27 protein-coding genes and 2 tRNA genes are annotated in these 26,060 nt (G+C 61.1%); 16 read left to right on the top strand and 13 right to left on the bottom strand.

The annotated features are described in order from the left end of the window. Positions 1 to 88: 88 nt before the first annotated feature. The 4 genes from AC13EY_RS05140 to AC13EY_RS05155 form a co-directional block, all read right to left on the bottom strand. On the bottom strand, positions 89 to 598 hold the full coding sequence (locus AC13EY_RS05140) for a disulfide bond formation protein B (RefSeq protein ID WP_233048817.1): 510 nt from the start codon (positions 596 to 598) through the stop codon (positions 89 to 91). 133 nt (positions 599 to 731) lie between these two features. After that, the gene (secB, locus tag AC13EY_RS05145) at positions 732 to 1,220 is read right to left on the bottom strand and encodes a protein-export chaperone SecB (protein ID WP_228245741.1); all 489 of its coding nucleotides are present in this window, start codon (positions 1,218 to 1,220) and stop codon (positions 732 to 734) included. A 50-nt stretch (positions 1,221 to 1,270) separates the two neighbouring features. Further along, on the bottom strand, positions 1,271 to 1,528 hold the full coding sequence (gene grxC, locus AC13EY_RS05150) for a glutaredoxin 3 (RefSeq protein WP_228245742.1): 258 nt from the start codon (positions 1,526 to 1,528) through the stop codon (positions 1,271 to 1,273). Between the two features lies 1 nt (position 1,529). After that, positions 1,530 to 1,952 carry a rhodanese-like domain-containing protein gene (locus AC13EY_RS05155; protein ID WP_228245743.1) on the bottom strand — a complete coding sequence of 141 codons (423 nt, stop codon included), beginning with the start codon at positions 1,950 to 1,952 and terminating at the stop codon, positions 1,530 to 1,532. 159 nt (positions 1,953 to 2,111) lie between these two features. Here AC13EY_RS05155 and gpmI point away from each other — a divergent pair, with 159 nt between their 5' ends. From gpmI to AC13EY_RS05175, 4 genes are read left to right on the top strand one after another with little or no spacing between them, the layout of a single operon-like run. Next, complete coding sequence (gene gpmI / locus AC13EY_RS05160) at positions 2,112 to 3,650, top strand: 2,3-bisphosphoglycerate-independent phosphoglycerate mutase (protein ID WP_335600408.1); 1,539 nt, start codon at positions 2,112 to 2,114, stop codon at positions 3,648 to 3,650. 6 nt (positions 3,651 to 3,656) lie between these two features. Beyond that, on the top strand, positions 3,657 to 4,841 hold the full coding sequence (locus tag AC13EY_RS05165) for a murein hydrolase activator EnvC family protein (protein ID WP_335600409.1): 1,185 nt from the start codon (positions 3,657 to 3,659) through the stop codon (positions 4,839 to 4,841). Positions 4,842 to 4,896: 55 nt separating this feature from the next. Next, complete coding sequence (locus AC13EY_RS05170) at positions 4,897 to 6,189, top strand: S41 family peptidase (RefSeq protein WP_276530404.1); 1,293 nt, start codon at positions 4,897 to 4,899, stop codon at positions 6,187 to 6,189. A 3-nt stretch (positions 6,190 to 6,192) separates the two neighbouring features. Continuing rightward, the gene (locus tag AC13EY_RS05175) at positions 6,193 to 7,143 is read left to right on the top strand and encodes a divergent polysaccharide deacetylase family protein (protein WP_233048821.1); all 951 of its coding nucleotides are present in this window, start codon (positions 6,193 to 6,195) and stop codon (positions 7,141 to 7,143) included. A 444-nt stretch (positions 7,144 to 7,587) separates the two neighbouring features. Here the strand turns inward: AC13EY_RS05175 and hisF are convergent, their stop codons facing one another. The 4 genes from hisF to hisB all read right to left on the bottom strand — a co-directional run bounded on the left by hisF (position 7,588) and on the right by hisB (position 10,529). Beyond that, positions 7,588 to 8,361, bottom strand: a complete 774-nt coding sequence (gene hisF / locus AC13EY_RS05180; RefSeq protein WP_088276179.1) for an imidazole glycerol phosphate synthase subunit HisF — start codon at positions 8,359 to 8,361, stop codon at positions 7,588 to 7,590. A gap of 81 nt (positions 8,362 to 8,442) precedes the next feature. Further along, positions 8,443 to 9,192 (bottom strand): 1-(5-phosphoribosyl)-5-[(5-phosphoribosylamino)methylideneamino]imidazole-4-carboxamide isomerase, encoded by a 750-nt coding sequence (gene hisA / locus AC13EY_RS05185; RefSeq protein WP_233048822.1) that lies wholly within the window; start codon positions 9,190 to 9,192, stop codon positions 8,443 to 8,445. A 95-nt stretch (positions 9,193 to 9,287) separates the two neighbouring features. Next, the gene (gene hisH, locus AC13EY_RS05190) at positions 9,288 to 9,932 is read right to left on the bottom strand and encodes an imidazole glycerol phosphate synthase subunit HisH (protein ID WP_088276176.1); all 645 of its coding nucleotides are present in this window, start codon (positions 9,930 to 9,932) and stop codon (positions 9,288 to 9,290) included. A gap of 3 nt (positions 9,933 to 9,935) precedes the next feature. Then, a complete protein-coding gene (gene hisB / locus AC13EY_RS05195; RefSeq protein ID WP_088276175.1) occupies positions 9,936 to 10,529 on the bottom strand; it encodes an imidazoleglycerol-phosphate dehydratase HisB in 594 nt (197 codons plus the stop codon). 159 nt (positions 10,530 to 10,688) lie between these two features. Between hisB and AC13EY_RS05200 the strand changes: the two genes are divergently transcribed. From AC13EY_RS05200 to AC13EY_RS05250, 11 genes are all read left to right on the top strand, one after another. Then, a complete protein-coding gene (locus tag AC13EY_RS05200; RefSeq protein ID WP_373315123.1) occupies positions 10,689 to 11,795 on the top strand; it encodes an NAD(P)/FAD-dependent oxidoreductase in 1,107 nt (368 codons plus the stop codon). Between the two features lie 45 nt (positions 11,796 to 11,840). Next, positions 11,841 to 14,012, top strand: a complete 2,172-nt coding sequence (locus tag AC13EY_RS05205; RefSeq protein ID WP_233048823.1) for an AsmA family protein — start codon at positions 11,841 to 11,843, stop codon at positions 14,010 to 14,012. Further along, complete coding sequence (gene mutY / locus AC13EY_RS05210; RefSeq protein WP_233048824.1) at positions 14,009 to 15,067, top strand: A/G-specific adenine glycosylase; 1,059 nt, start codon at positions 14,009 to 14,011, stop codon at positions 15,065 to 15,067. The genes AC13EY_RS05205 and mutY overlap by 4 nt, the downstream gene beginning before the upstream one ends. 13 nt (positions 15,068 to 15,080) lie before the next feature. Then, on the top strand, positions 15,081 to 15,353 hold the full coding sequence (locus AC13EY_RS05215; RefSeq protein ID WP_088276171.1) for an oxidative damage protection protein: 273 nt from the start codon (positions 15,081 to 15,083) through the stop codon (positions 15,351 to 15,353). An 87-nt stretch (positions 15,354 to 15,440) separates the two neighbouring features. Then, positions 15,441 to 15,516: transfer RNA gene (locus AC13EY_RS05220), tRNA-Phe, on the top strand. A 266-nt stretch (positions 15,517 to 15,782) separates the two neighbouring features. After that, positions 15,783 to 16,550 carry an ABC transporter ATP-binding protein gene (locus AC13EY_RS05225; RefSeq protein ID WP_228245752.1) on the top strand — a complete coding sequence of 256 codons (768 nt, stop codon included), beginning with the start codon at positions 15,783 to 15,785 and terminating at the stop codon, positions 16,548 to 16,550. Positions 16,551 to 16,561: 11 nt separating this feature from the next. Then, complete coding sequence (locus AC13EY_RS05230; RefSeq protein WP_228245753.1) at positions 16,562 to 17,311, top strand: ABC transporter substrate-binding protein; 750 nt, start codon at positions 16,562 to 16,564, stop codon at positions 17,309 to 17,311. Positions 17,312 to 17,353: 42 nt separating this feature from the next. After that, complete coding sequence (locus AC13EY_RS05235) at positions 17,354 to 18,046, top strand: ABC transporter permease (protein WP_088276167.1); 693 nt, start codon at positions 17,354 to 17,356, stop codon at positions 18,044 to 18,046. Further along, positions 18,043 to 18,747, top strand: a complete 705-nt coding sequence (locus tag AC13EY_RS05240; protein ID WP_233048825.1) for an ABC transporter permease — start codon at positions 18,043 to 18,045, stop codon at positions 18,745 to 18,747. Before AC13EY_RS05235 ends, AC13EY_RS05240 begins: the two co-directional genes overlap by 4 nt. After that, positions 18,725 to 19,963 carry a class I SAM-dependent methyltransferase gene (locus AC13EY_RS05245; protein WP_233048826.1) on the top strand — a complete coding sequence of 413 codons (1,239 nt, stop codon included), beginning with the start codon at positions 18,725 to 18,727 and terminating at the stop codon, positions 19,961 to 19,963. Before AC13EY_RS05240 ends, AC13EY_RS05245 begins: the two co-directional genes overlap by 23 nt. 337 nt (positions 19,964 to 20,300) lie before the next feature. Continuing rightward, positions 20,301 to 20,376 (top strand) — tRNA-Thr (locus AC13EY_RS05250). A 243-nt stretch (positions 20,377 to 20,619) separates the two neighbouring features. On the opposite strand, the gene AC13EY_RS05255 is transcribed toward AC13EY_RS05250, so the two are convergent. The 3 genes from AC13EY_RS05255 to AC13EY_RS05265 form a co-directional block, all read right to left on the bottom strand. Next, the gene (locus AC13EY_RS05255) at positions 20,620 to 20,907 is read right to left on the bottom strand and encodes a hypothetical protein (protein WP_285678123.1); all 288 of its coding nucleotides are present in this window, start codon (positions 20,905 to 20,907) and stop codon (positions 20,620 to 20,622) included. A gap of 691 nt (positions 20,908 to 21,598) precedes the next feature. Then, positions 21,599 to 22,870: a type II toxin-antitoxin system HipA family toxin gene (locus tag AC13EY_RS05260; RefSeq protein ID WP_285678122.1), complete on the bottom strand. Its 1,272-nt coding sequence runs from the start codon at positions 22,868 to 22,870 to the stop codon at positions 21,599 to 21,601. Further along, positions 22,867 to 23,376 (bottom strand): helix-turn-helix transcriptional regulator, encoded by a 510-nt coding sequence (locus tag AC13EY_RS05265; RefSeq protein WP_285678121.1) that lies wholly within the window; start codon positions 23,374 to 23,376, stop codon positions 22,867 to 22,869. Before AC13EY_RS05265 ends, AC13EY_RS05260 begins: the two co-directional genes overlap by 4 nt. A gap of 532 nt (positions 23,377 to 23,908) precedes the next feature. Here AC13EY_RS05265 and AC13EY_RS05270 point away from each other — a divergent pair. Further along, positions 23,909 to 24,859: a site-specific integrase gene (locus AC13EY_RS05270; RefSeq protein WP_285678120.1), complete on the top strand. Its 951-nt coding sequence runs from the start codon at positions 23,909 to 23,911 to the stop codon at positions 24,857 to 24,859. 62 nt (positions 24,860 to 24,921) lie between these two features. On the opposite strand, the gene AC13EY_RS05275 is transcribed toward AC13EY_RS05270, so the two are convergent. Next, positions 24,922 to 25,029 carry a DUF6957 family protein gene (locus AC13EY_RS05275; RefSeq protein ID WP_482876496.1) on the bottom strand — a complete coding sequence of 36 codons (108 nt, stop codon included), beginning with the start codon at positions 25,027 to 25,029 and terminating at the stop codon, positions 24,922 to 24,924. An 18-nt stretch (positions 25,030 to 25,047) separates the two neighbouring features. Beyond that, on the bottom strand, positions 25,048 to 26,060 hold a 1,013-nt coding region (locus AC13EY_RS05280; protein WP_482876494.1), incomplete at its 5' end, for an IS30-like element ISPsp4 family transposase.

Consider the following 26,060-nt stretch of genomic DNA (forward strand, 5'->3'; position numbering starts at 1 on the left):
TAGTGGGTGTGAATGAATCCCGGGCTGGCATCAGAATAGGCCAGTCGGTATCGCCGCATCAAGGCTTCTGATGCCGGTTCTGCAGCAATCAGTCGACCTTGCGCAGGATCTGCATTACACCGAAGACAGAGAAGCAGATGAACGCGATCAGGGTGCCTTCGGCGATGCTCAGGCCGAGGAAGGTCCAGGTCACTTCTGCGCACTGGGCGGTGCCGCTGAAGACTTGGCTCAGCACATCCCAGAAGGGCAGGGTTTCGAGCATGTAGTCCAGCGGCAGAATGCATGATGGCACCTGATCTGGTGGCAAGTGCTGCAGCCAGACCTGGCGGCCGGCGGTGCCTGCCCCAAAAAGGCTGGCCAGCGTCAGCAGAACGCCGTAGGTTCGTGCGCCGGTGCGCTTGCCGTTCTTCGGGCCGGGGTTATGCAGCACTGCGGCAAGGCAGATCAGACCGACGATGATGAGCGCAATGCGCTGGATGATGCACAGCGGGCAGGGCTCCAGGCCAACCACGTGCTCCAGATAAAGAGCGGCTGCCATCAGCAGGGCGGACACAATCAGGGCAAGCAGGTAGAGAGGGCGAGAGGCCGGCAGGGTCATGCGAGATTCCGTCTTCGTTCGGGGGGCGGACGCCTACCTTAGATCATGCGCCTTGGCGCGCACAAGATCCGGTGGTTGCCGGTATTGATGCGAGGTGCTTGCCGGGCTTTGCGGCCCGGCAAGCAGCGGCTGATCAGGCAGTGCCTGCGGCCTCGGCGGCACGACGCTGTTCGGATTGGGCGAACAGGGCGTCGAAGTTGACCGGGGACAGCATCAGGGGAGGGAAGCTGCCACGCAGTACCAGGTTGTCGATGGTTTCACGGGCGTAGGGGAATAGGATGTTCGGGCAGAACGCGCCGAGGGTGTGACGCATGGCCGCTTCATCCAGGCCGTCGATGGCAAAGATGCCGGCCTGCTGTACTTCAGCGATGAAGCAGACTTCGTTCTCGCCAGTGGTGACGGTGGCATTGACGGTCAGAACCACTTCATAGATACCCGGCTGCAGCTCGGTGTTGCGGGTATTGAGGTCCAGATTGACGTGAGGATTCCACTGGCTCTGGAAAACGGCCGGCGACTTCGGCGACTCGAAGGAAAGGTCCTTGACGTAGATGCGCTGCAGGCTGAACTGCGGCTGACCTGCCTGTGCGCCGTTGGCGGCTTGATTGTTCTGTTCTTCGGCCATCGTGAAAAATCCTTGAAGTGATGGTTGTGTTTTCGGGTTGAAAGCGCTGCTTACCCTGCCAGCAGCGCATCCAGTTGTCCAGAGCGCTGCGCGGCGACCAGGTCATCACAGCCGCCGACATGGGTGTTGCCGATCCAGATCTGCGGAACCGACGTGCGCCCGCCAGCCAGGCGGGTCATCTCGGCGCGTACGGCGGGCTGACCATCGACACAGATCTCGCGGAACTGCACGCCCTTGCTGGCCAACAGCTGCTTGGCGCGCATGCAGAAAGGGCAATAATTGCTGCTGTAGATGACGACGTCTGCCATGTTATTTGACCAATGGAAGGTTGTCGGCGCGCCAGCCCGAGATACCGCCTGCCAGGCGGGCGACGTTCTCGTGTCCGGCAGCTTTGAGCTGCTTGGCGCAGCTGCCTGCGTGCTGACCTGCGGCACAGACCAGCAGCAACGGCTTGCCCTTGTGCTTGTCCAGTTCGCCCATGCGTTTTTCGAGCGCGTCGTAGGGAATGTTGATGGAATCGACGATATGGCCTGCGCTGAAGTCCTTCTTTGAGCGCAGGTCAATCACAACCGCCTGTTCCCGGTTGATCAGGGTGGTGGCCTGGCTGGCAGTCAGGGCCTTGCCTGACTTGCGACCCTCGGTGAACAGCAGGAGGGCGAGCACGACAAGAAAGGCGGTGGTCAGCAGATAGTGATTGCCGATGAATTCGATCAGATGTTGGAGAAACTGCATTGAACTGGCTTCCGGGACGCTGAAAGCTCGCGAGTATACACCAAGGTTGGCGGGAACCGAGCATGACAGGCCGCCGCCCGACCAGTAAACTGGGGGCCTTGTTGGCGGCCGACAGGCACGCAGTACCCTTTCCCGATCTTTTCAACGCGAGTTTTTGCCATGACAGCAGCGCCCAAACCTGTGGTTTTGATGATTCTGGACGGCTTCGGTTACAGTGAATCTCCCGACTCCAACGCCATCATGGCAGCCAGGACGCCGGTCTGGGACAAGCTCTGGGCCAGCGCGCCGCACACGCTGGTATCCGGCTCGGGCATGGATGTTGGCCTGCCGGACGGCCAGATGGGCAACTCGGAGGTTGGCCACATGAACCTGGGTGCGGGCCGCGTCGTCTATCAGGACTTCACCCGCGTGACCAAGTCGATTCAGGACGGCGACTTCTTCGAGAATCCGGTGATCTGCGGCGCGGTTGACAAGGCCGTGGCTGCCGGTCGCGCCGTCCACGTCATGGGGCTGCTGTCGCCGGGCGGCGTGCACAGCCATGAAGAGCAGTTGGCGGCGATGGTCGAGCTGGCGGCCCGCCGTGGTGCCGAGAACATCTATCTGCACGCCTTCCTCGATGGTCGGGATACGCCGCCAAAGAGCGCCGAGGCCTCGCTGCAGATGATGGAAGATACTTATGCCCGCCTCGGCAAGGGTCGCACCGTCAGCCTGATCGGCCGCTATTACGCGATGGATCGTGACAACCGCTGGGAGCGGGTCGAGGCTGCATACAATCTGATCACCGAGGGTCGCGGCGAGTTCGGCGCGCAGACCGCAGCCGATGGTCTGGCTGCCGCCTACGAGCGCGGCGAGAGTGACGAATTCGTCAAGGCCACCACTATCGGTGCGCCGGTCAGGGTCGAGGATGGTGACGCTGTCATCTTCATGAATTTCCGCGCCGACCGCGCCCGCGAACTGAGCCGTGCCTTCGTTGAGCCGGGTTTCAGCGGCTTTGCCCGCCAGCGCGAGCTGAAGCTGGCCGGCTACGTGATGCTGACGCAGTACGCCGCCGACATTCCGGCGCCCTGCGCCTACCCGCCGGCAACACTGGAAAACGTGCTGGGTGAATACCTGGCCAAGCAGGGCAAGACCCAGCTGCGTATCGCCGAAACCGAAAAGTACGCCCACGTGACCTTCTTCTTCTCCGGCGGCCGTGAAGAACCGTTCGAAGGCGAAGAGCGGATCCTGATCCCGTCCCCGCAGGTTGCGACCTACGACCTGCAGCCGCAGATGAGTGCGCCGGAAGTGACCGATCGCATTGTCGAGGCCATCGAGCAGCAGCGCTACGACGTGATCATCGTCAACTACGCCAACGGCGACATGGTCGGCCACACCGGTGTCTTCGACGCGGCAGTTGCTGCAGTCGAATGTCTCGACAGCTGCATTGACCGTATCAGCACCGCATTGGCCAAGGTCGGTGGCGAGGCGCTGATCACCGCCGACCACGGCAACGTCGAACAGATGTCCGACGAGCACACCGGGCAGGCGCACACGGCGCACACCTGCGAGCCGGTGCCCTTCGTCTATGTCGGCCCGCGTCAGGTCGAGCTGCGTGACGGCGGCATCCTGTCCGACGTTGCACCAACCCTGCTGACCCTGCTCGGCCTGCCGCAACCGGCCGAGATGACGGGTCGCAGCATTATCACCAGCGTGAAGTAAGCGCCGATGCCCAGTGCTCAGCAGGGACGCTGGCGTCGGCCGCTGATGGCCATGCTGCTGGCTGCGATATGTGGTTGGGTTGCACCGCTGGCCGCAGATCAGCCGTCAGATTCGCGTGCTGCCCGTGCCGAGCTGGAGAAGGCCCAGGCGGACATCGAGCGGCTGAAGGTCATGTTGCAGGGCCTGCGGCAGGAGGTCTCCGGCATGGAGGCCGAGCTGAAGGAAAGCGAGACGGACATTGGTCGCCTGCAGCGCGAACGACGCGAGCTTGAGCAGCAGATTCGCGATGGCGAGAGCCGTCTGATCGACCTGCGAGAGCAGACCCGCACCCTGCAGGCTTCGCTCAAGGCCCAGCAGCAGCAGATCGCCCGTCAGGTGCGCGCCGCCTATATGGCCGGTCAGCAGAGCTATTTGAAGTTGCTGCTGAATCAGGATGACCCGGGCCGCATGGCGCGGATGCTGCGCTACTACGACTACGTCGGCCAGGCGCGGGTCGGGGAAATCACCCGTTTCAACGACACCATCGCCGAGTTGCAGCAGGCCAGCGCACAGATAGTCACCCAGCAGACGAGCCTGCAGCAGCAGCGCGAAGGGCTGGCCGAACGTACCGCCGCACTTGAAACCCAGCAGCGCAAGCGCAGCCAGTTGCTGGCGTCACTGCAAGGTCAGCAGCGCAGTCAGGCCGAACAGCTGCGCGCCCGTGAAGCCGAGCGCGCCGAGCTGACACGCTTGATCAAGCGTCTCGAGGAAGCCGTAGTCAGCATCCCGGTGCCGGCAGGTAACCTGCCCTTCGCCCAGGCACGTGGCAAGATGCCGTTGCCGGTCAGGGGGCAGGTGGCGGCGCGGTTCGGCAGTCAGCGCGGTGCCGATTCCCGATTGAAGTGGGATGGGCTGGTAATCAATGCGCCGAGCGGAACCCCGGTCAATGCCATTCACGGTGGCCGGGTGGTGTTTGCCGATTGGTTGCGTGGCTCTGGGCTGCTGCTGATTCTCGATCACGGCGGTGGCTATCTGACCCTGTATGGCCACAACCAGACCTTGCTGAAGGAAGTGGGAGCCTGGGTGCAGCCCGGTGAGCCCATTGCCACCGTCGGCAGCAGTGGCGGGTTGAGCGAGCCGTCACTGTATTTTGCCATTCGTCACCGTGGTCAGGCGCTGGATCCGCTGGGCTGGTGTATGCTGTCCGGGTGACAGCGCCCGCTGCAGATCACGGGTGGTTGTTGAATATTCCGGACTGGAGAGTTACATGATCGCAGCGCGTCGTCTGTTGGTGGCCGGGTTTGCCCTGGCCTTTGGCCTGTCACAGGTTCAGGCTCAGGAGTCGGCTTCCCAGCCCGCTACCGCACCGCTGCCGCTGAACGAGCTGCGCACCTTCGCTGAGGTATTCGAACGCATTCGCGGCTCCTATGTCGAGCCGGTGGACGACGCCACCCTGCTGGAAAACGCCATTCGCGGGATGCTCGAGGGGCTTGATCCGCACTCCGCCTACCTTACCCCGGAAGATTACACCGGCCTGCAAGACTCCACCGAAGGTCAGTTCGGCGGTTTGGGCATTGAAGTGGGGCAGGAAGACGGCTTCCTCAAGGTCGTATCTCCGATTGACGACACCCCCGCCGCCGAGGCAGGTATCGAGGCCGGCGACCTGATCATCAAGATCGACGATCAGCCGGTAAAGGGCATGAGTCTGATGGACGCGGTCGACAGCATGCGCGGCGAGCCGGGTTCCGAGGTTCGACTGACCCTGGTGCGTGGCGAAGGACGCCCGTTTGAGGTGACGCTCACGCGGGCCATTATCAAGGTCAAGAGCGTCAAGACCGAGGATCTTGAACCGGGGTACGTCTATTTGCGCATCACCCAGTTCCAGATCAACACCGGTGATGAGGTACGCGCAGCGATCAATCGCCTCAACACCAACGGCCAGCTCAAGGGCTTGGTGCTCGATTTGCGCAACAACCCGGGTGGCGTTCTGCAAGCGGCGGTCGAGGTGGTCGACAGCTTCGTCGACAGCGGCCTGATCGTCTACACCAAGGGGCGCCTGAGTAACGCCGAGATGCGTTTCAACGCGACCAGCAGCAATCCTTCCGGCAGCGTGCCGCTGGTGGTGCTGATCAACGGTGGCTCGGCCTCGGCTTCCGAGATCGTTGCCGGGGCGCTGCAGGATCTGGGGCGCGGTGTGATCATGGGTACCGACAGTTTCGGCAAGGGCTCGGTGCAGACCGTATTGCCGCTGAACAATGACCGGGCGCTCAAACTCACCACTGCGCTTTACTACACGCCGAGCGGACGCTCGATTCAGGCCCAGGGCATCGTGCCGGATATCCGTGTCGAGCGCGGACATCTGACAGTCGACGAGGGCGAGGTCGGCTTCCGTGAGGCCGATCTGGCTGGCCACATCAATAACGCCAGTGGCAACGAGCGGCCCACGGGCAGCGAGCCCAAGCCGGAGCGCAGCCTGCTCGACGACGACTATCAACTGACCCAGGCGCTGAGCCTGCTCAAGGGGCTGAACATCGCCACACGTGCGCGCGCCGCAGACTGATAAATGAGCTGGACCTTTCTGTCGCGCGTTGGCGTGTTGCCTGCGCTTGTGCTGGGTTTTGCGCTGTTGCTGGGCGCCTGCTCGGACGAGGAGTCGCCGGAAAAACCTGCGCCCGTCCCGGTAACAGCTACGGCACCATCAACCGAGTCGTCTGACCTGCCCGTGATCGAGGCGGACGCTGCTGTTGGTCCCATCGTCCCGGGTGATGCGCCGCCGGCCTCAGCGGACGAGGTGCCCTCGGTGGTTGTCGAGCCCGAACCGGTTCCGCCGGCGTCGCCCATCGAGCCGCCCTTGATGCCGCAGTTGGCGATCATCATTGATGACGTGGGCCAGAGCCTGCCGGTTGGCCGCCAGTTGGTGGCTTTGCCTGGTCCGGTTGCACTGGCCATCCTGCCGTTTCTTCCCCACTCACAGCTGCTGGCCACCGAAGCCGCGGCAGCCGGCAAGCCGGTGATGCTGCATCTGCCGATGGAAAACATGGCCGGCCTGTCGATTGGCCCCGGCGGGTTGACCACGGCCATGTCGGAAGCCGAGTTTCGCTCCCGTTTGCAACTCGCCCTGAATGCCTTCAGTCCGATTCAGGGTGTCAACAACCACATGGGCAGTCGTCTGACTGCGGATCGTCAGCGCATGGACTGGCTGATGCAGGTACTCGCCGAGCGGCATCTGTTCTTTGTCGACAGTCGCACTACTGCCCAGACTCAGGCTGTTTTTGCCGCCAAGGCTGCACAGGTGCCGAGCGTGTCACGCGACGTGTTCCTCGATAACCAGCGGACCGAGGCGGAGATTGATTACGAGTTCGCTCTGGCTGTCGCCAAGGCGCGCAAGGACGGCGCGGCGGTACTGATCGGTCATCCGTATCCTGAGACCGTGCGCTATCTGGAGCGGCGGTTGCCGCAACTGGAGGGAGAGGGTGTGCGGTTGGTGAGTGTGCAGGCGTTGTTGGAGCGTTAGCTGCTTGATCGTTGATCGCTCCCATGCTCCGCGTGGGAGCGCCCGTCAGGGCGTGCATCTCTGGTGCGTTCAGTTTTGCATGGCATTGCCGGCTGCGGTGTCGCCTGACAGATGGCTTTTCGCCTTTTACGGCGAGCCAAGGGGGGCCGCTTGCCCAGCCCCCCTTAGCGATCCCCCGGGGCACCCGGCTACGCGGCCCTTCGGGTTCGCTGCGTTGCTCGGCCTGGCGGGGGACGGCAGAACTCGTCGCTGCGCTCCTCAGACATGCTGCCGTCCTGTTTCCCGCCAGCCCTGCGCTACTCGCCCGCGTAAACGGGACTGGAGTCCGTGCGCGCTCCGCCGTCGCTGATCGTTCCAATGCTCTGCGTCTCACCGCCGCTTATCGGTATGCGTAACGTCCGTGCGGTCAGTATCCCAGGCAGAGCGTGGAAGCCGTCAGTGATATCAGAGACGCATCTCGATGCCGCGCTCGGCCATATAGGCCTTGGCTTCGGCAATGCTGTATTCGCCGAAGTGGAAAATGCTCGCCGCCAGCACCGCATCGGCGCCGCCATGTAGTACGCCGTCGGCCAGGTGCTGCAGGTTGCCGACGCCGCCGGAGGCGATCACCGGGATGTGCAGGGCGTCGCTGATGGCGCGGGTTACGCCCAGGTCGTAGCCGCTCTTCACACCGTCCTGATCCATGCTGGTCAGCAGAATCTCGCCAGCGCCCAGCTGTTCCATCTTCTTCGACCACTCGACTGCGTCCAGCCCCGTTGGCTTGCGTCCGCCGTGGGTGAAGATCTCCCAGCGGCCGGGTTCGTTCGGGCCGGACACGCGCTTGGCGTCGATCGCCACAACGATGCACTGCGAACCGAAGCGATCCGCCGCTTCGCCGACGAACTCCGGGTTGAACACCGCTGCGGTATTGATGGATACCTTGTCCGCGCCGGCGTTGAGCAGGTTGCGAATATCCTGCACGGTGCGCACGCCGCCACCGACGGTCAGTGGAATGAACACCTGGCTGGCCATGCGTTCGACCGTGTGCAGCGTGGTGTCGCGCTCCTGATGGCTGGCGGTGATATCGAGGAAGGTGATTTCGTCCGCGCCCTGCTCGTTGTAACGACGAGCGATTTCCACCGGATCACCGGCGTCGCGGATGTTCTCGAACTTGACGCCCTTGACCACGCGACCGTTATCGACGTCGAGGCAGGGGATGATGCGTTTGGCCAGGGGCATGGGCTTTCTCCGAAAGCAGCTGCAAGCGACAAGCTTCAAGCTGCAAGCAAAATCAGTAAACCGGCGCGGACAGCTTGCCGCTTATGGCTTGTGGCTTGCCGCTGCGTTGTCACACAGCGCCTGCGCTTCAGCTACATCCAGCGTGCCTTCATAGATTGCACGGCCGGTGATGGCGCCGATGATGCCGGGGGCGCGGGCGTCGAGCAGGGTCTGGATGTCGCCGATGTGGTGAATGCCGCCGGAGGCAATCACCGGGATCGAGGTGGCGTTGGCCAGCGCGGCGGTCGCTTCAACGTTGCAGCCCTGCATCATGCCGTCTTTGGCGATGTCGGTGTAGACGATGGCACTGACGCCGTCGGCTTCAAAGCGCTTGGCCAGGTCAACCACCTGAATGCTGCTGACTTCGGCCCAGCCGTCGGTGGCAACGAAGCCGTCTTTGGCGTCTAGACCAACGATGACCTTGCCCGGGAACGCGCGGCAGGCTTCGCCGACGAACTCCGGCTCTTTGACCGCCTTGGTGCCGATGATGACGTAGCTGACGCCCGCCTTGACGTATTCCTCGATGGTTTCCAGCGAGCGGATACCGCCGCCGATCTGGATCGGCAGGTTCGGGTAGCGGCGCGCGATCGCGGTGACCGCATCGCCGTTGACCGGCTTGCCCTCGAAGGCGCCGTTCAGGTCAACCAGATGCAGGCGGCGGCAGCCGGCTTCAACCCATTTGGCGGCCATGGCGACCGGGTCGTCGGAGAACACGGTGGCGTCTTCCATCAGGCCCTGACGCAGGCGCACGCAGGCACCGTCTTTCAGGTCGATAGCGGGGATGATCAGCATGTCTTTTTCCTTTGGAAAAAGAGCTTCAAGCTTCAAGCTTCAAGCTTCAAGCGGTCTGGCTTGTGGCTTGCAGCTTGTGGCTTGTCGCTCGATGTTTACCAGCGCCCATCCCAGGCGAGAAAGTTGCTCAACAGCTGCAGGCCGTTGGTGTGGCTTTTCTCGGGGTGGAATTGGGTGGCGAATACGTTGTCCTGGGCCAGTGCGGCGGCGAAGTCGACACCGTAGTGGCAGCGCCCGGCCAGCTGGCCGCTCTTGTCCGGCGCAGCGTAATAGCTGTGCACAAAGTAGAAGCGGGCATCCTGCTCAATGCGGTGCCAGAGCGGGTGGTCGATGGCCTGCTTGACCTGATTCCAGCCCATGTGCGGGACCTTCAGGCGGGTGCCGTCGGCTTCATGCAGCTCATTGCCAAAGAAGCGCACCTTGCCCGGGAACAGACCGAGGCAGTCAACACCGCCATTCTCTTCGCTGTGCTCCAGCAGCATCTGCATGCCGACGCAGATGCCGAGCAGGGGCTTTTCCCTGGCGGCCTGACGGACCACGCCGTCGAGTTCGAGCTGGCGCAGTTCGCTGACGCAGTCGCGAATGGCACCAACGCCCGGCAACAGCACGCGGTCGGCGGCGAGGATGATTTGCGGATCACTGGTCACGTCGACCTGGCGGGCGCCTGCATGTTCAAGCGCCTTGGCAACCGAGTGCAGGTTGCCCATGCCATAGTCGATGACGGCTACATGGCTGCTCATGGCTTACAGGCAACCCTTGGTCGACGGGGTGATGCCGGCCATGCGTGGATCTTCTTCAATCGCCATGCGCAGCGCGCGGCCGAAGGCCTTGAACACGGTCTCGATCTGGTGGTGAGTATTCACACCACGCAGGTTGTCGATGTGCAGGGTGACCTGGGCGTGGTTGACGAAGCCCTGGAAGAATTCCATGAACAGATCCACGTCAAAGCCGCCGACGCTGGCGCGGGTAAAGGGCACGTGCATCTGCAGGCCGGGGCGGCCGGAGAAGTCGATCACCACGCGCGACAGCGCCTCGTCCAGCGGCACATAGGCATGGCCGTAGCGGCGGATGCCTTTCTTGTCGCCGATGGCCTTGGCAAACGCCTGGCCGAGGGTGATGCCGACGTCTTCGACGGTGTGGTGGTCGTCGATGTGCAGGTCGCCGCGGGCCTTGATGGTCATGTCGATCAGGCCGTGACGGGCAATCTGGTCGAGCATGTGCTCAAGGAAGGGAACCCCGATGTCGAAATCGGCCTGGCCAGTGCCATCGAGATTGATGGCGACCTGGATCTGGGTTTCCAGCGTGTCGCGCGCGACGCTGGCCTTACGCTCAGCCATGGGTGTCTCCGCTGATGGATGCATTCAAAGGCGTGCATTATACGTGCCTGCCAGCCAGAAGGGCTACCGGTGACTGATGGGGTCTGCCAATCGGCTTGATAGGAAGGGCTGTTGCCGGACTATGGCTGACGGCACAATGGCAGCGAAACAGGAGGAGAGCTGCGCGTGGATGTGGATCTGGTGGTCATCGGAGCAGGGGTTGTCGGGCTGGCTGTCGCACAGCGCATGGCGCGCGGCGGCCGCAGCGTGCTGGTGCTGGAGCAGGAAAGCAGCATTGGTCAGCATTGCTCCAGCCGCAACAGCGAGGTGATTCACGCGGGTATCTACTATGCGCCGGGCTCGCTCAAGGCGCAGCTTTGCCGGCATGGGCGCGACCTGTTGTATGACTGGTGCCGCGCTCATGCGGTGCCGCATCACGTCATCGGCAAGCTGCTGGTGGCGGTCACCGAAGACGAGATTCCCGCACTTGAACGGTTGCAGGCCAACGCCGCGGCCAATGGCGTCGAGCTGCTCTGGCAGAGTGCCGACGATGTCGCCGCACGTGAACCGCAGGTGCGGGCGGTGGCCGGACTGTTCTCTCCGCTCACCGGGATTGTCGACAGTCATGCGCTGATGCAGTCGTTCGAGGCGGCGCTGCAGGTCGCCGGCGGCGAGCTGTACTGCAACACCCGGGTCGCCGGGCTGGAGTCGATCAGCGGAGGGCTGCGCGTGACCGGCACCAGCGCGGGCGAGCCCTTCGTTGTCAGCGCTCGACAGGTGGTCAACGCCGGCGGGCTGTTCGCGCAGCAGGTGCAGGCTGCCGCCCGTGCGGGTGAGATCCCGCCGTTGCAGCTGTGTCAGGGGCGCTATTTCAATTACAGCGGTCGCTCGCCCTTTTCCCACCTGGTCTACCCCATGCCGGAAGCCAATGCGGCAGGGCTCGGCGTGCATGCGACGCTGGATCTTGGTGGACAGCTGCGCTTTGGCCCGGATGTGCGCTATATCGATCAACTGGATTATCAGGTCGACGAGGGTTTGCGCGATGTCTTTGCCGGCGCGATTCGCCGCTACTGGCCCGATTGCGATGCCCGGCGGCTGCAGCCGGCTTACGCCGGCGTGCGGCCCAAGCTGTCCGGCCCGGGGGAACCGGCCCGGGATTTCGTCATCCAAGACCACACGACTCACGGTATTGTCGGGCTGGTCAGCCTGCTGGGGATCGAGTCCCCGGGCTTGACTGCCTGTTTGGCGCTGGCCGAACAGGTCGCGATCAGGCTGGATGCCGTGTAGGCTGCATGCAGGCGGCGCGGAGGCCGCAAACGACAAGGAGCAAGTATGAAATCCTTTGCCAAGGTATTGGGGATGGTGCTGGCAGGCATCGTCATTCTGGTGATCGGCGCGCTGTTCTTCCTGACCCGGATGTTTGACCCCAATGACTACAAGGACGACATTCGTCAGGCCGCGCGTGAGCAGGCCAATGTCGAGCTGACGCTGGATGGTGATATCGGCTGGTCGCTGTTTCCCTGGCTTGGTATCGAACTCAAGAACGTGGGTGTGGCGCCGGTGGCAACGCCCGATCAGCCGCTGGCCTCCGTTGGCAGCCTTGGCCTGGGCGTGAAGGTACTGCCGCTGCTGCGCAAGCAGCTGCGCATGAGTGACGTGATTCTCGACGATATCCAGCTGCAACTGGTGCGTAACGACAAGGGTGTTGGCAACTGGGAAAGCGTCGGCCCGCAAGCCAAGCCCGAAACGGCAGGTGCGGGAGGCGACGGTGCAGCCGGCGAAGAGTCGGCGGACAGTGGCCGCAGCTTCGATATCACCGTCGAAAGCGTGCGGGTGACCAACGCCAGCGTGCGCTACGAAGACCGCCAGAGCGGCCGCATCCTGAGTCTGGATGAGGCCAACTTCATGACTGGCGCACTGATTCCCGACGAGCCCTTCGATGTGTCTTTTCAGGGACTGCTGACGACTGATCAACCGGCCATGCGGGTGCGTGTGGATCTGTCCTCGGTGGCGACCCTGCAGCCTGAGAGTCAGCGCTATCAGCTCAGCGCTGTGGACCTGAAGGTCGACGCCAGCGGTGAGCCGTTCGACGGTCGTGCGGTTAATTTCCAGCTTCAGGGCGACGGCATGCTTGACCTTGCCGAGCAGGTTGCCGAGCTGAGCCAGCTGCGGCTGTCGCTGGCGGATATGCGCGCGACTGGCCAGGTGAAGGTGACGGGGCTCAGCACCGAGCCGCAGCTGACCGGTCGGCTTGACGTCGCTGCCTTCGATGCCCGTGACCTGCTGCGTGACATCGGCCAGCAATTGCCGGAGATGGCAGACCCCGGTGCGCTCTCGAGTGTGGCGCTGTCGGCCAACCTCAAGGGCGGTGCGAGCAGCATCATGTTCAACGACCTGCAGTTGGCGCTGGACGGCTTTGCGCTAAACGGCTCGCTGGGCGTCGCTGACTTCGAGCGTCAGGCGCTGCGCTTTGACCTGAGTGGCGACAACCTCAATCTGGATAACTACCTGCCGCCGCGCGAGGCGGGTGAGAGCACTGGTGCTGCTGCCGGCTCCGGTGGCAGCCGCTCACAGTCGGCGCCGGAGGAGTGGAGCGATGAAGCGCTGCTGCCACTGGATGTGCTGGCGAGCCTGGACGTGGACGGCAAGCTGGCGCTGCAGCAAGTCACCCTGACCGGGCAAAATATCAAGCCGTTCAGTGTGGCAGTAAAGGCGCGTGACGGCCTGGTACGGCTGACGCAGCTCGATGGCGGCATCTTCGGTGGCACCTTCGCGGCCAGTGGCAGTATCGACACCCGCAAGACGCCGGTCAGCAATGCGCTGAAAGCGCAGCTCAAGGGGATTGATTCGGCGGCCGCGCAGCAGGCTTATGATGTGCCGCAGCAGGTTCGCGGCCTGATGGATCTGAATCTGGATGTCACCGCTGGCGGCAACAGCCTGCGTCGCTGGATGAACAGCCTGAACGGCTCGGCCAACTTCAAGGTAGATGATGGCGCGCTGCTCGGCGTGAATCTGGAGCAGCAGGTTTGTCGCGCTATTGCACTGGCCAATCGTAAGTCCTTGAGCGCCGAGCACGGCAGTGAAGACACCCCCTTCGAACAGCTCAGCGGCAGCTTTACCATGCGCAACGGTGTGGTCAGCAACCGGGATCTGGTCGCGGATTTGCCCGGCCTGTATGGCAAGGGCAAGGGCGAGATCAATCTGCCCGACCAGCGTTTGGACTATCGCCTGGGGCTGTTGCTGGAAGGGGATCGCAGCGAGATGCCGGACGAGGCCTGCCAGGTTAATGAGCGCTATGCCGATATCGAGTGGCCGATTCGTTGCAATGGCTATCTGCATAACGCCGGCAGCAGCTGTGGTGTGGATACCGAGGGTGTGGGCAAGATCGCCGGCAAACTGGTGGGTAACGAAGTGCAGCGCAAACTGGAAGAGCGCATTGACGATTCTCTCGGCGACAAGGCACCGGAACTGCGTGACGCCATCAAAGGGCTGTTTTCACGGTGATACCTGAGGTTTTTGCCCAGCGCGTGCTGGACTGGTATGACGAGCATGGGCGGCACGACCTGCCCTGGCAGCAGGATATGACCCCCTATCGGGTCTGGGTGTCTGAGATCATGCTGCAGCAGACGCAGGTGGCCACGGTCATTCCCTACTATCTGCGTTTCATGCAGGAACTGCCGAGCGTTGAGGCGCTGGCGGCGGCTGACGAGGATCAGGTGCTGCACCTGTGGACCGGGCTGGGTTATTACAGCCGAGCGCGCAATCTGCACAAGGCTGCCAGGCTGGTTGTCAGTCAGCTCGGCGGCGAGTTTCCGCGCAGTGTCGAGGGGCTGTGCGCGCTGCCGGGCATTGGTCGTTCCACTGCGGGCGCGGTGGCATCGCTCAGCATGGGCATTCGTGCACCGATCCTGGATGGCAACGTCAAGCGGGTGCTGACCCGCTTCGAGGCGGTCGACGGCTGGCCCGGCGAGAAGGCGGTACATGACCGTTTGTGGCGCATGGCCGAGTCGCTCACGCCCCAAAACAGGGTGGCCCACTACACCCAGGCGATGATGGACCTCGGCGCGACCCTGTGTACCCGCAGCAATCCATCCTGTCTGCTCTGCCCGCTGCGAGAGGGCTGCAAGGCCCGCGCGCTGGGCGAACCGAAGCGCTTTCCGGCATCGAGGCCGCGCAAGGTATTGCCGGTGCGCAGCTGCGTGATGCCGCTGCTGATAAATGAGGAGGGCGCCGTCTGGTTGCAGCGCCGGCCGTCCAGCGGCCTCTGGGGCGGGCTCTGGTGTCCGCCGCAACTGGATGCCGAAGACGAGCTGGTCGACCTGCTCGGCCGCTTGCAGATGGCTGCGCATGAGCGCGAGGCGCTGGCGCCCCTGCGGCATACCTTCAGCCACTTTCATCTGGACATTCAGCCCCTGCTGCTGCGAGTCTCGGTGCGCCCTGCCGTGGCCGAATCCGGGCAGGTCTGGTATAACCTGCGGCACCCTGAATCGCTGGGTCTGGCGGCTCCCGTGAAGAAGTTGCTGCGCCAGATCGAAGCGCGAGTTCCGTCACTGGCCTGAGAGGAGTTTGTCGATGACACGCATGGTGATGTGCCGCAAGTACAAGAAGGAGCTGCCGGGGCTGGACCGACCACCCTATCCGGGCCCGAAGGGGCAGGCGGTTTTTAACGAAGTGTCGCGCAAGGCTTGGGATGAGTGGCAAAAGCACCAGACCATGCTGATCAACGAGCGCCGTCTGAACATGATGGATCCCGAGGATCGCCGCTTCATCCAGCAGGAAATGGACAAGTTCCTGGCCGGTGAAGAGTACGCGCAGGCCGAGGGTTACGTTCCTCCCAGCGAGTAATTTGCCGGTAAGCAGCTGAAAAAATGGAAAATATTTTCCAGGGTGCTTGACAGGTCGAGGCGCAATCTATTTAATGGCGCCCACGTTGCCCGGGTAGCTCAGTTGGTAGAGCAGGGGATTGAAAATCCCCGTGTCGGCGGTTCGATTCCGTCCCCGGGCACCACTATTTAGAAAGCCCGCTGGCAACCCCAGCGGGCTTTTTTGTTTTTAGTGATTCGAGGCGTCTGGCATCGGGGTTGGCAAGACTCTTGCCTGTTAATTGCCCGGTGTGACCGAACGGCTGATCTTGGTCATGGTTGGCAGCTGTGCTAGGTTTGCCATCAGTACCGCACTCGGATGACTGCATAGGGAACGCTTCCCGATGGCATCGCACCACGAGTGTGATAGCCCCATACCTGACGGCCAACACAGCCTGGTGGATATTGATACGTGACTTCACCCGCTCTGGAAGTGCGCAACCTGCACAAACGTTACGGCGACCTTGAGGTTCTCAAGGGCGTTGATCTGGTCGCCCGCGACGGCGACGTTATCTCGATTCTCGGCTCTTCCGGGTCCGGCAAGAGCACCATGCTGCGCTGCATCAATCTGCTGGAGAACCCCCATCAAGGGCAGATCCTGATCGCTGGCGAAGAGCTCAAGCTCAAGCGCAGTCGGCAGGGCGATCTGGTTGCCGCAGACAACAGCCAGATCAACCGACTGCGTGCCCGCGTCGGTTTTGTCTTTCAGAACTTCAATCTCTGGCCGCACATGAGCATCCTCGACAACATTATCGAGGCGCCGCGCCGTGTGCTGGGCCAGTCCAAGGCCGAGGCCGTTGAGGCGGCTGAGGCCTTTCTTGAGAAGGTGGGGATCGCCGACAAGCGCCACGCTTTCCCGGCACAGCTTTCCGGTGGTCAGCAGCAGCGCGCAGCGATTGCCCGCACACTGGCCATGCAGCCACGCGTGATCCTGTTCGACGAGCCTACCTCCGCCCTCGATCCCGAGATGGTGCAGGAAGTATTGAACGTGATCCGCGCGCTGGCGGAAGAGGGGCGTACTATGCTTCTGGTAACCCACGAGATGGGGTTCGCCAGGCAGGTATCGAGTGAAGTGGTATTTCTGCACCAGGGGCAGGTCGAAGAGATCGGCACTCCGGAGCAGGTATTCGGCAATCCCGTTTCCGAACGCTGCCGACAGTTCATGTCAAGCCATAAGTAAGGAGTCCTTCCATGAAGCAATACAAGAAAGTCTTGCTGGCAGTCGCCACAGCGTTGTTTGTAAGTGCTCCCGCCGTTGCCGAGAGCCTGCGTATCGGCACAGAAGGGGCCTACCCTCCCTTCAACCAGATCGACGCCAGTGGAGAGGTTGTCGGCTTTGACCTGGATATCGCCAAGGCACTGTGTGCCGAGATGCAGGTCGAGTGCACCGTTGTGACCTCGGACTGGGATGGCATCATTCCGGCTCTGAACAACAACAAGTTCGACTTCCTAGTCGCCTCCATGTCGATCACCGACGAGCGCAAGCAGGCGGTAGACTTCACCAACCCCTACTACACCAACAAGCTGCAGTTCGTTGCGCCCAAGTCGTCTGACTTCGCTACCGACGAAGCCAGTCTGAAGGGCAAGACCATTGGTGCGCAGCGCGCGACCATCGCCGGCCAGTGGCTGGAAGACAATCTGGGTGATGTGGTCGACATCCGCCTGTACGACACCCAGGAGAACGCATACCTGGACATGAGCGCGGGCCGTATTGACGGTGTGCTGGCCGACAACTTCGTGCAGTACGAGTGGCTGCAGAGCGATGCTGGCGCAGACTTCGAGTTCAAGGGCGAGCCGGTGTTCGACAACGACCAGATCGGTATTGCCGTGCGCAAGGGCGACCCGCTGCGCGAGCGTCTGAATGCGGCGCTGCAGACGATCGTCGAGAACGGTACCTACGAGACCATCAACGCCAAGTACTTCCCCTTCAGCATCTACTGATGACCAGTCGGGCCCTGCGGGGCCCGACCTGGATGTAAACTCATGCCTGATCTTCACGGTTTTGGTCCAGCCCTGCTCGAAGGGACCTGGATGACTCTACGTCTGTCACTGGCCGCGCTGGTGTTCGGCCTGCTGTTTGGCCTGCTGGGTGCCTCCGCCAAGGTCTCCGGCAATCGCGTTGCGCGGTTGTGCGGCGGCTTTTACACGTCGGTAGTGCGTGGCGTGCCGGAGACCGTCTGGGTACTGATGATGTACTTCGGCACGGTGTCGGCGATGAATGCCATCGGTGCCTGGTTTGGCAATCCGACCCTGTCACTGAGCCCGTTTGTTGCTGGTACCCTGGCGCTGGCGCTGTGCTTTGGTGCCTACGCGACCGAGGTGTTCCGTGGTGCGTTGCTGGCCATTCCCAAGGGGCAGAAGGAAGCCGGCCTGGCGCTGGGCATGTCGAACCTGCGGATCTTCTGGCGCATTACTCTGCCTCAGCTCTGGCGTGTGGCGCTGCCCGGGCTCGGTAACCTGTACCTGATCATGCTCAAGGATACCGCGCTGGTCTCGCTGATTACCCTTGAAGAGATCATGCGCAAAGCCCAGACCGCGGCGAATGCGACCAAGGAACCGTTCACCTTCTATCTGCTGGCCGCGTTGATCTACCTGTTCCTCACGGTCTTTATCATGGCAGCGATGCACTGGTTCGAGCGTCGTGCCAACCGGGGTTTTGTGAGGACTGAACTATGACCTGGGCCGAACGCTGGGCGCTGATCGAGCGCTTTTTGCCGCAACTCTGGGACGGTACCCTGGTTACCCTGCAGCTGGTCGGGCTGGCGGTGGTCATCGGTCTGTTTTTTGCCATTCCCCTCGGGCTGGCGCGGGCGTCGCGGCACTGGTATATCCGGGCGCTGCCCTACAGCTACATTTTCTTCTTCCGTGGCACACCGCTGCTATTGCAGCTGTTTTTGGTCTATTACGGCATCTCCCAGTTCGAAGTCGTGCGCAAGAGTTTCCTCTGGCCCTATCTGCGCGAGCCATACTGGTGCGCGCTGATCACCATGACCATGCATACCGCAGCCTATATCGCCGAGATCCTGCGTGGCGCGATTCAGGCGGTACCGCCGGGTGAGGTCGAAGCTGCGCGGGCGCTGGGCATGTCCCGCCGTCAGGCGCTGCAGTACATCATCCTGCCACGTGCCATTCGCATCGGCCTGCCGGCCTACGGCAATGAAGTGATCCTGATGCTCAAGGCCAGTGCCGTGGTCTACACCATCACCATGATGGACATCATGGGTGTAATCCGCACCATCAACTCGCGCACCTACCAGTACGAGCTGTTCTTCCTGGTAGCCGGGGTCATGTATCTGATCATCACGCTGGTCTTTACCCAGCTGTTCCGGCTGGTCGAGCGCTGGCTCAAGGTTGATGCCAGTCGCCCGCAGCGCTGACCCCTGCGGCGTGGATCTGCTCACGCGGTTCACCCGCCTGACGGACTGGCTGCAGCGCCATCAGGCGCTGTGGCGAGCCCGACCTTTCACAACCCCTGTGCTTGCGTGGGAAGCCGACTGGCCCGAATTGGCCGGCTGGTTGCGCGCACGCTCGCTGGCCGATGCCGAAGCGGCGCAGTCGCAACCGGCCCAGCTTCTGGGGGCGCTGGAGCCATTTGGCCAGCTGGCCGCAGAGGCGCAAGAGCTTTGCGTGCTGCCGCGTTGGGAGGCCGCCGTTTCCCCGTCGGTGCCCGAGCTGCTGCACCGTCACATCCCCGGCCGCAAGTGGCAGCAGATTACCCGCTTTGCTGCGGTAGCCACCGCGCGCACGCCGGCGCCGGTTGAACGCTGGGTCGACTGGTGTGCCGGCAAGGGCCATCTGGGCCGGTTGCTGGCCTGGCAGAGCGGTTGCCCGGTCTGCTACCTGGAGTGGGATGCTGAATTGAACCGCGCCGGCGCCGAGCTGAGTGCGCGGCTGCAGGTTGATGCGCAGCATCTGGATGCCGACGTCATGCAGGCCAGCAATGCCGAACGACTTGAACGCGGCGATACGCTAGTGGCGCTGCATGCCTGTGGCGATCTGCATCGACAGTTGATCGAACAGGTAGTTGCTCGTCAGTGCCGACAGCTGGCGTTGTCGCCCTGCTGTTACAACCGCATCGCTGGCGCGAGCCACCAGCCGCTGTCGCTGGCCGGAAAGACGGCGGCGCTGCCGCTCAGTCGCGATGAGCTGGGGCTGGCACTGCAGCAGAGCGCCACCGCCGGCGCCCGTGAGCTGCGCCAGCGTGACCGCTCGATGGCCTGGCGGCTGGCGTTTGATCACTGGCAGCGTGAGGGCAGGGGAGTGGATAGCTACCTGCCTACCCCGTCACGTGCGCCCGGCCCGCAGCCACAAACGCTCGCAGACTTTTGCCTCGCCATGGCTGCTTACCACGACCTGCAGCTGCCGGCACCGGCGGACTGGCAGGCGCTGGAAGCGCATGGCTGGCAGCGCTTGGCCCAGGTACGCAATCTGGAGCTGGTTGGCGGCCTGTTCCGGCGTCCTTTGGAGCTGTGGCTGGTGCTGGAGCGGGCTCTGTATCTGCAGGAGGCGGGCTATCGGGTGCGGCTCGGCGAGTTCTGCGAGCCGGCACTGACACCGCGCAACCTGCTGTTGCTGGCTCAACGGGATAACTGACAGGCCATCACCAGCCTGTGTACCGCTTGCGCACAGACTTATCCACAACTTGTGTGTATCTGTGGTTATCCACGCCTTCTGTGCATAACTGTGTTGATGAGGTTGTAGTAACTACCTCAAAGCGAGAATTCACGCGGCTTTGCGGTGTCAGGTCAATTGTTGACCAGTTGTGTTTGATGCATGAAAACAAGGGCTTGCGTAGCCTTTATGAAGTGTTGATCGAAAAGTCATGCACAAGTGGACGAACGGTATCCACAGGAAAAAATAGAGGATAATCAGCGCCTGCACGCCGCTGATCTCTTTACACAGAAATTTGGCGATATATAATGCACCCCGCGCCGGTATAGCTCAGCTGGTAGAGCAACTGACTTGTAATCAGTAGGTCCCGAGTTCGACTCTTGGTGCCGGCACCAGACAAATCAAAGGGTTACGCTTCAGCGTAGCCCTTTTTTTATGTGAAAACCAGCTCCGGGGTAGGATTGGGGTAGGGTTTTGCCAGGGCTCAAAAGTCCGTTATAGATCGCCGCTGTAAGGCTTCTGCATCGCCAGCTGTTGGTGGCCGCTCGTTCTGGTGGGTGCGTAACAGGCTTCGCCTTGATGCTCTGATTTCTCCCTGTCAGGCCGGTATCGCAGTCAAGCAATTCGCCTCTAGCGTCTTACCGTCGGTGTCCTCGCAATCCCGTGATCACCAGATAACTGTGGTGTTCGCCATTTTCCCTTCGAGCCATCCTTCGTATGCCTGTCAGTGTCTCCCCTGTAACGTCCAGTACCAGGTTTTCAGGTGCATCGAACAGGCCGTCATAGTCCGCAGCATTCAGCACCTTGGCGAGTGTTTGCATGTACACGGAATGAAGCGGGTCGTAACCGTTCTCGTAGCCTTCCACGAGTACCTCCGTATCCGTAGGGTAGCTGCTGAGCAGTTGGATGAGCTGGGATACCTTCATTTCCAAATCCTTCTTGGGTAGAGAATTGCCTTTACGATCAAAGACTGTCAGCTCGTGTACGGCCCTGATTGGGCCATCTGCGTACAGAAATCGACGGTCACAGTGCGAGCCATTGGCGTACAGCTTCTGACGGTCAGGCAGGCTGTGGCGTGCTTTTGTCTGATCGCCCTGGCTTCCAGTGTGGCCTACACAAACTGACGGTTGAAGAACCAAGTGGACGCCACGCTCAAAGACCGTCAACTCGTGTACGGCCCTAATTGGGACAACTGCGTACAGAAATCGACGGTCATAGCGCGAATCCTTGCGGCACAACTTCTGACGGTCAGACAGGCTGTAGCGTGCTTTTTGCCTGATCGCCCTGGCTTCTAGGGCGGCGTACGCAAACTGGCGGTCGAGAGCCTAGTGGACGCCACTCTCAAAGACCGTCAACTCGTGTACGGCCCTGGTTGGCTCTGGTGCGTACGCAAGTGATGGTCACATTGCAGGCTCTTGCCGTACAAGTTCTGACGGTCAAGTAGGTTCTATAGCGCTTTCTGCCCGGCCTTCCTCGCTTGCAGCATGCTGAAGACAAATCGCTGTGGTCTGACACCCAACATGTAAGGAAAATGCTGTCTGAATCGCCCCTAGAGCGTCCCTGCTCTAGGGAATTGCGCCCAGCTTTATGGTGACCGCCAAGTGTTCCGACGTAGGTCTAACTTCCAGAGAGTGCGAACGCGGGAGCCATGTAATCTTGTTCACGAGGCGGCAGACCAACGGCCTTTGCGATGGTACGCCACTGGCCAACCACGAGTTTACAATCGCCGATGATGTCGTCTGCCGTTGACAGAGGCAAACGAAAGAGCCCCGCCACTTCTCTGGCAAGCTCCAAGTCCAGGGCGTTGTCTGCTTCGGTGATATTGAGCTTCAGGCTATCTCCGGTGGGCACCGGGTTGATGTCGTAGGCCTCTGACAGGCACCACCCCCTGCTAGGGCTGAGAATAAATCCATGATTTCGCAGGTGGTCATCCGTGTTAGATACAAGGATGCTGAACACGATGCGAGTCCATAGCTCTTGCAGGTCTCTCTTCGGCTCTGATCCTGCGCGTATGAGAACCTCCGCCAGCTCAAGGTAGCTCACGCCCGTGCTTGCGTCCTCGCCGTCAATATGACCCGTCAAGGTCATGGCCGAGGCAAAGTGCAGCCGGCCACCGTGCTCTGTTCTGTCGAAGCGCTTAACCCTGAAGCAGTGAAAGGGGCTGGCGTAGCGCTGGGCTGCACCCTGAGCGACATTAATGCCACAGCTTTTGGCCAATGCATTAACTACCATCTCCCAGCCACCAACATCATACTCGTCACGCACGCTGGGAAACTTTGCAATCCATAAATGACCAGCGTCGTCGACCACGCTCGCTTTCGGACGGGCGCCACCCAACGAGCCGCCAGGCGCAATTAGCATACGGAGCCAATCTCGACCATCACGCGAGGTGTTGTTGGGATCACGCTCAAGAGCCTGACTTGCCCTCTCAAGTTCAGTGATCGCAACAAAAGGTGGAGCGGCAACATTATCCGTGTTGTCGAGAAAAGCTCCTTCGCCATGGGGGCGGTAGCGCAGTGCTCCAACCCTGTACTGGTCGTGGACGCCTAGTAGGTAGTCGGATTCCCGAAGAATAGAGCCTTTGGGGGCCAAACCGTCACGGATGTCGCGCTCCAGTCGACGTTTCATGAGGAGTCGTCCCCAGCGGTCAGGACAAGAGTCTCCAAATACACCGAACATGTCTCGGCCATTTGGCGGGTACTGAGAGCCCTCGTACGGAAGGATGCTTGGGTCAATCTGTACCAAGCTTAAAAGAGGGTTGGTTAGCGCCTCGGGGTCATGTTCGTACTCAAATTTCTCGATAGCACCTTTGTTCCACGCATGGAGCCAGCCCAGGCGTTGCGGCCCGCCCAATCCTTCCCAGTCGGCGCATACCTCGATAGGCGTCATTTCTTGTCTCCGCTTGGTGGAATGATAAGGATGGAAAGTGAATCCGTATCAAGTGATCCGCTAGAGCCAAGGCGCTTGCTTTTTGGGGGCTCGGTGGCAGTGGAGATAGACGAGTCACCTGCTCCTAAGGTGCTCCTGTATTTTTTTTCTTCCGGGCTTTCAGCTACGGCAGCCGTGTTCCGGGCGACTTCAACGCCGCCCTTTTTTCGGCTACTTTTTTCTAATAGATCGGAGTCTTGGAGATGCCTGCCCAGTTCATCCGAGGAGGCAAGCTTGCTGAGGTCTTTCTCCATGCCCAGTATCTGCAAAACCGCTAAATAAGCGCCAATGGTGCTGCCCGAGGAGCCTTTCTCCAGCGCTCGCAACGTCATCAGCGACATCCCAGCCCTCTCTGCAGCTTGCTTGGCCGTGATCTTTCGGCGTAAGCGGGCGATTTTGATGCGCCCACCAAGCTCGGACACAAGGCGTTCTGTAGAGGGAAGAAGCGGTGCGACCTTCTTCGCCATGATGTTATTCCTTCACTTAAAAGCGTTAAGTGAAGGAATAATAGCATCATTTAGAGAATGCTTGGCATGAAATTATTTTGGCACTTTATAGTGTGGAAAGGCTGAAATAATGGCATCGTTCTGGTGCGTGACGGGCCGAGAACTGCTTTTTCCATCAAATATCGTCAACTCGTGTGCGTCCATTCTGGGTGGGTCACCAGGCTCTCAGCCCTTGCAAGCTCTGACGGTTATGGTGCCTAGAGGGCGCTGCTTCTCCGTGGCGTCCGCCACGGAGGCTATTGCTGTTTTGATGACAAACACTTGCACGGGCGTTTGCTCCATGCGCACGCTGAATGTAGATGAAGCGGCGCGCGAGTAACGCTCGTGCCCCCCATACTCGCGGCGCGAGTATGGGGGCGGTGTGCTGGTTCGGGCGGAATGAGAAATACACGAGGCGTAGGCCGAGGGTGTTTCAGTGCAGCCAGAACCGGCTCACCGCGCCTTCGCGTAGCGGCTGCTTTGTCATCAACATAACAACAAGAGGTGAGTGCTCATGCAGCCTGAAACCCTGAAGAAGTACCAGACCCGGGCGCGGAATTTTTACCGCGACCATTGCAACGGAAGCGCGACTGATTCGGCGCAGATATGCGCGGCTATGGTGGCGCTTGCGCCACAGTACGTCAGCAGCTCCTTTCGCGTCCTGAAGAGTGCGCTGGCGGCGGATCAGTTGGCTCGAGGGAATCCGGTTGCAGCTGAGGCGATTCGATCGGTCACCAATCCCGTAACAGCACCTGGCTCAACCATGCCACGCAAGCCGAGGCCGCGACGGGTGCGCTCGGTCTCCAAGCAAGACGTCGCTCTGTTGGTGCGGCATTTATCTGATAGTGGCTGCAGCGACGAGTGGGCAGCGGTGATGTTGGCGTATGTCACGGGTGCCCGGCCTTGTGAGATGCGCTCGATCGAGGTCGAGGGCAACCTTGTCATCATTCGAGGGGGAAAGAAAAGCCGGAAGCTTAAGCGCGGTGCGGATAGGGCGTTGGTGATCGAGAACCCAAAAGCCTTGAAGGCGGTTATCTTGGCTGCGGAGCGTCTGCGGCATACTACGCGCTCAGATACGGCTATTCGTGATGCGCTACGGAAGGTCTGCAGAGAGCTGTGGCCTAGGCGAAAAGTGCAGCTTACCTTGAAAAGCCTGCGCCACCAGCTTGGTGCGAACTTGAAAGCGTCATCCGACAGTCCGCAGCAAATCGCTTACATCATGGGGCACCAGTCCACTGAATCCATTGATGTATACGGGGATCGGCGTAAAGGCGAGGGGCGCAAGCTATACGTTGCTCCGGCCAATGATGCTGATGTGGAGCGGGTGCGTGTTTCAACTCGGGACGCCCGCTATGGCCGTAGCCATGATCCGGTGGCGGTGGACTTTGTTGGTGGTGTGTCAGACACAACTCCGTTGGGGCGTTTCATTCGACGCTGGGAGCGTGAGCAGGGATCTCGGCGCTGAGATGGCTTTCTATTAATAAAAAGGGCGTAGCCTTGTACGTATTAACAAGTCGGTTACTGGAATCAAAAAATGCGCCCTAAAGTCTCAAGCGAAGCTTTTTTTCTAACGCCGTCGCCGATCAAAATGTAAATCGTGTTTAGTGTTTGGAAAATGAAGCCCGGCGGTTGCAGGAGCTGAGTGCAACACGGTTATTGAATTGACGCAGGAGCATCATATTGCATAGCCAAGGCTTTCTGCATCACTTCGCTCATGACTTCGATAGGACATTTGAAATCGAAGCGCTTACGTGGACGCATGTTCAGTTGAAACGCAATGGCATCCAGTTCTTCTTGGCTATGTACCGACAAGTCAGTGCCCTTGGGCAGGTACTGGCGGATCAGGCCATTAATGTTTTCGTTGCTGCCGCGCTGCCAAGGGCTGTGCGGGTCACAGAAGTAGATCGCCACACCGGTTCTCTGGGTGATCTCGGCGTGCTGTGCCATTTCCCTGCCCTGGTCGTAGGTCATGCTCTTGCGCATCGCCAGCGGCATGTTATTGAGGGCGGCGCTGAAGCCCTCCATTGCCGAGGTCGCCGTCGCGTCGTTCATCTTCACCAGCATCAGGTAGCCACTAGTGCGCTCCACCAGCGTACCTACAGACGAGGCGTTAGCCTTACCCTTAATAAGGTCGCCTTCCCAATGCCCCGGCATCAGTCGGTCTTCAACTTCCGGCGGGCGCAAGTGAATGCTGACCATCTCTGGAATCTGCCCGCGCCGATCCACACCGCCAAGGCGTGGTCTGCGTGTCGTCTTGCCTTGGCGCAAACAAAGGATCAACTCCTTGCGCAGCTCACCGACGGGCAGGGCATAGATCGCGTTGTAGATCGTCTCGCGACAGACGTAGGCATCTCTAAGACTGGGTATGTTCATACTGCGCAGCTTGCCGGCAATCTGCTCGGGAGACAAACGCTGGCGCAGCATATGGATCACCAGTTCAAAGCGCTCACTACCTGGCAGCAGCTTTCGCATGGGCCGACAAGCCTGGCGGCGGACCTTCATCCGCTGCTGAGCCACGCGGGCCGAGTAGCTGCCAGCTGCATCTCGATTGCGGCGCATCTCTCGGCTGACCGTCGAAGGGGATCGGTTGATCAAGCAGGCAATCCTGCGCAAGCTGAGGCCTTGGGCATGACTAACTTGAATGGTGGCACGCTCTTCAACGCTGA

The sequence above is a fragment of the Halopseudomonas sp. L-58 genome (assembly GCF_056859475.1).

Excerpts from the sequence above, each read along its gene's own strand:
- AC13EY_RS05140 (WP_233048817.1), bottom strand. The coding sequence starts at position 598 with ATGACCCTGCCGGCCTCTCGCCCTCTCTACCTGCTTGCCCTGATTGTG.
- secB (WP_228245741.1), bottom strand. The coding sequence starts at position 1,220 with ATGGCCGAAGAACAGAACAATCAAGCCGCCAACGGCGCACAGGCAGGT.
- grxC (WP_228245742.1), bottom strand. The coding sequence starts at position 1,528 with ATGGCAGACGTCGTCATCTACAGCAGCAATTATTGCCCTTTCTGCATG.
- AC13EY_RS05155 (WP_228245743.1), bottom strand. The coding sequence starts at position 1,952 with ATGCAGTTTCTCCAACATCTGATCGAATTCATCGGCAATCACTATCTG.
- gpmI (WP_335600408.1), top strand. The coding sequence starts at position 2,112 with ATGACAGCAGCGCCCAAACCTGTGGTTTTGATGATTCTGGACGGCTTC.
- AC13EY_RS05165 (WP_335600409.1), top strand. The coding sequence starts at position 3,657 with ATGCCCAGTGCTCAGCAGGGACGCTGGCGTCGGCCGCTGATGGCCATG.
- AC13EY_RS05170 (WP_276530404.1), top strand. The coding sequence starts at position 4,897 with ATGATCGCAGCGCGTCGTCTGTTGGTGGCCGGGTTTGCCCTGGCCTTT.
- AC13EY_RS05175 (WP_233048821.1), top strand. The coding sequence starts at position 6,193 with ATGAGCTGGACCTTTCTGTCGCGCGTTGGCGTGTTGCCTGCGCTTGTG.
- hisF (WP_088276179.1), bottom strand. The coding sequence starts at position 8,361 with ATGCCCCTGGCCAAACGCATCATCCCCTGCCTCGACGTCGATAACGGT.
- hisA (WP_233048822.1), bottom strand. The coding sequence starts at position 9,192 with ATGCTGATCATCCCCGCTATCGACCTGAAAGACGGTGCCTGCGTGCGC.
- hisH (WP_088276176.1), bottom strand. The coding sequence starts at position 9,932 with ATGAGCAGCCATGTAGCCGTCATCGACTATGGCATGGGCAACCTGCAC.
- hisB (WP_088276175.1), bottom strand. The coding sequence starts at position 10,529 with ATGGCTGAGCGTAAGGCCAGCGTCGCGCGCGACACGCTGGAAACCCAG.
- AC13EY_RS05205 (WP_233048823.1), top strand. The coding sequence starts at position 11,841 with ATGAAATCCTTTGCCAAGGTATTGGGGATGGTGCTGGCAGGCATCGTC.
- AC13EY_RS05215 (WP_088276171.1), top strand. The coding sequence starts at position 15,081 with ATGACACGCATGGTGATGTGCCGCAAGTACAAGAAGGAGCTGCCGGGG.
- AC13EY_RS05230 (WP_228245753.1), top strand. The coding sequence starts at position 16,562 with ATGAAGCAATACAAGAAAGTCTTGCTGGCAGTCGCCACAGCGTTGTTT.
- AC13EY_RS05235 (WP_088276167.1), top strand. The coding sequence starts at position 17,354 with ATGCCTGATCTTCACGGTTTTGGTCCAGCCCTGCTCGAAGGGACCTGG.
- AC13EY_RS05240 (WP_233048825.1), top strand. The coding sequence starts at position 18,043 with ATGACCTGGGCCGAACGCTGGGCGCTGATCGAGCGCTTTTTGCCGCAA.
- AC13EY_RS05245 (WP_233048826.1), top strand. The coding sequence starts at position 18,725 with ATGCCAGTCGCCCGCAGCGCTGACCCCTGCGGCGTGGATCTGCTCACG.
- AC13EY_RS05255 (WP_285678123.1), bottom strand. The coding sequence starts at position 20,907 with ATGAAGGTATCCCAGCTCATCCAACTGCTCAGCAGCTACCCTACGGAT.
- AC13EY_RS05260 (WP_285678122.1), bottom strand. The coding sequence starts at position 22,870 with ATGACGCCTATCGAGGTATGCGCCGACTGGGAAGGATTGGGCGGGCCG.
- AC13EY_RS05265 (WP_285678121.1), bottom strand. The coding sequence starts at position 23,376 with ATGGCGAAGAAGGTCGCACCGCTTCTTCCCTCTACAGAACGCCTTGTG.
- AC13EY_RS05270 (WP_285678120.1), top strand. The coding sequence starts at position 23,909 with ATGCAGCCTGAAACCCTGAAGAAGTACCAGACCCGGGCGCGGAATTTT.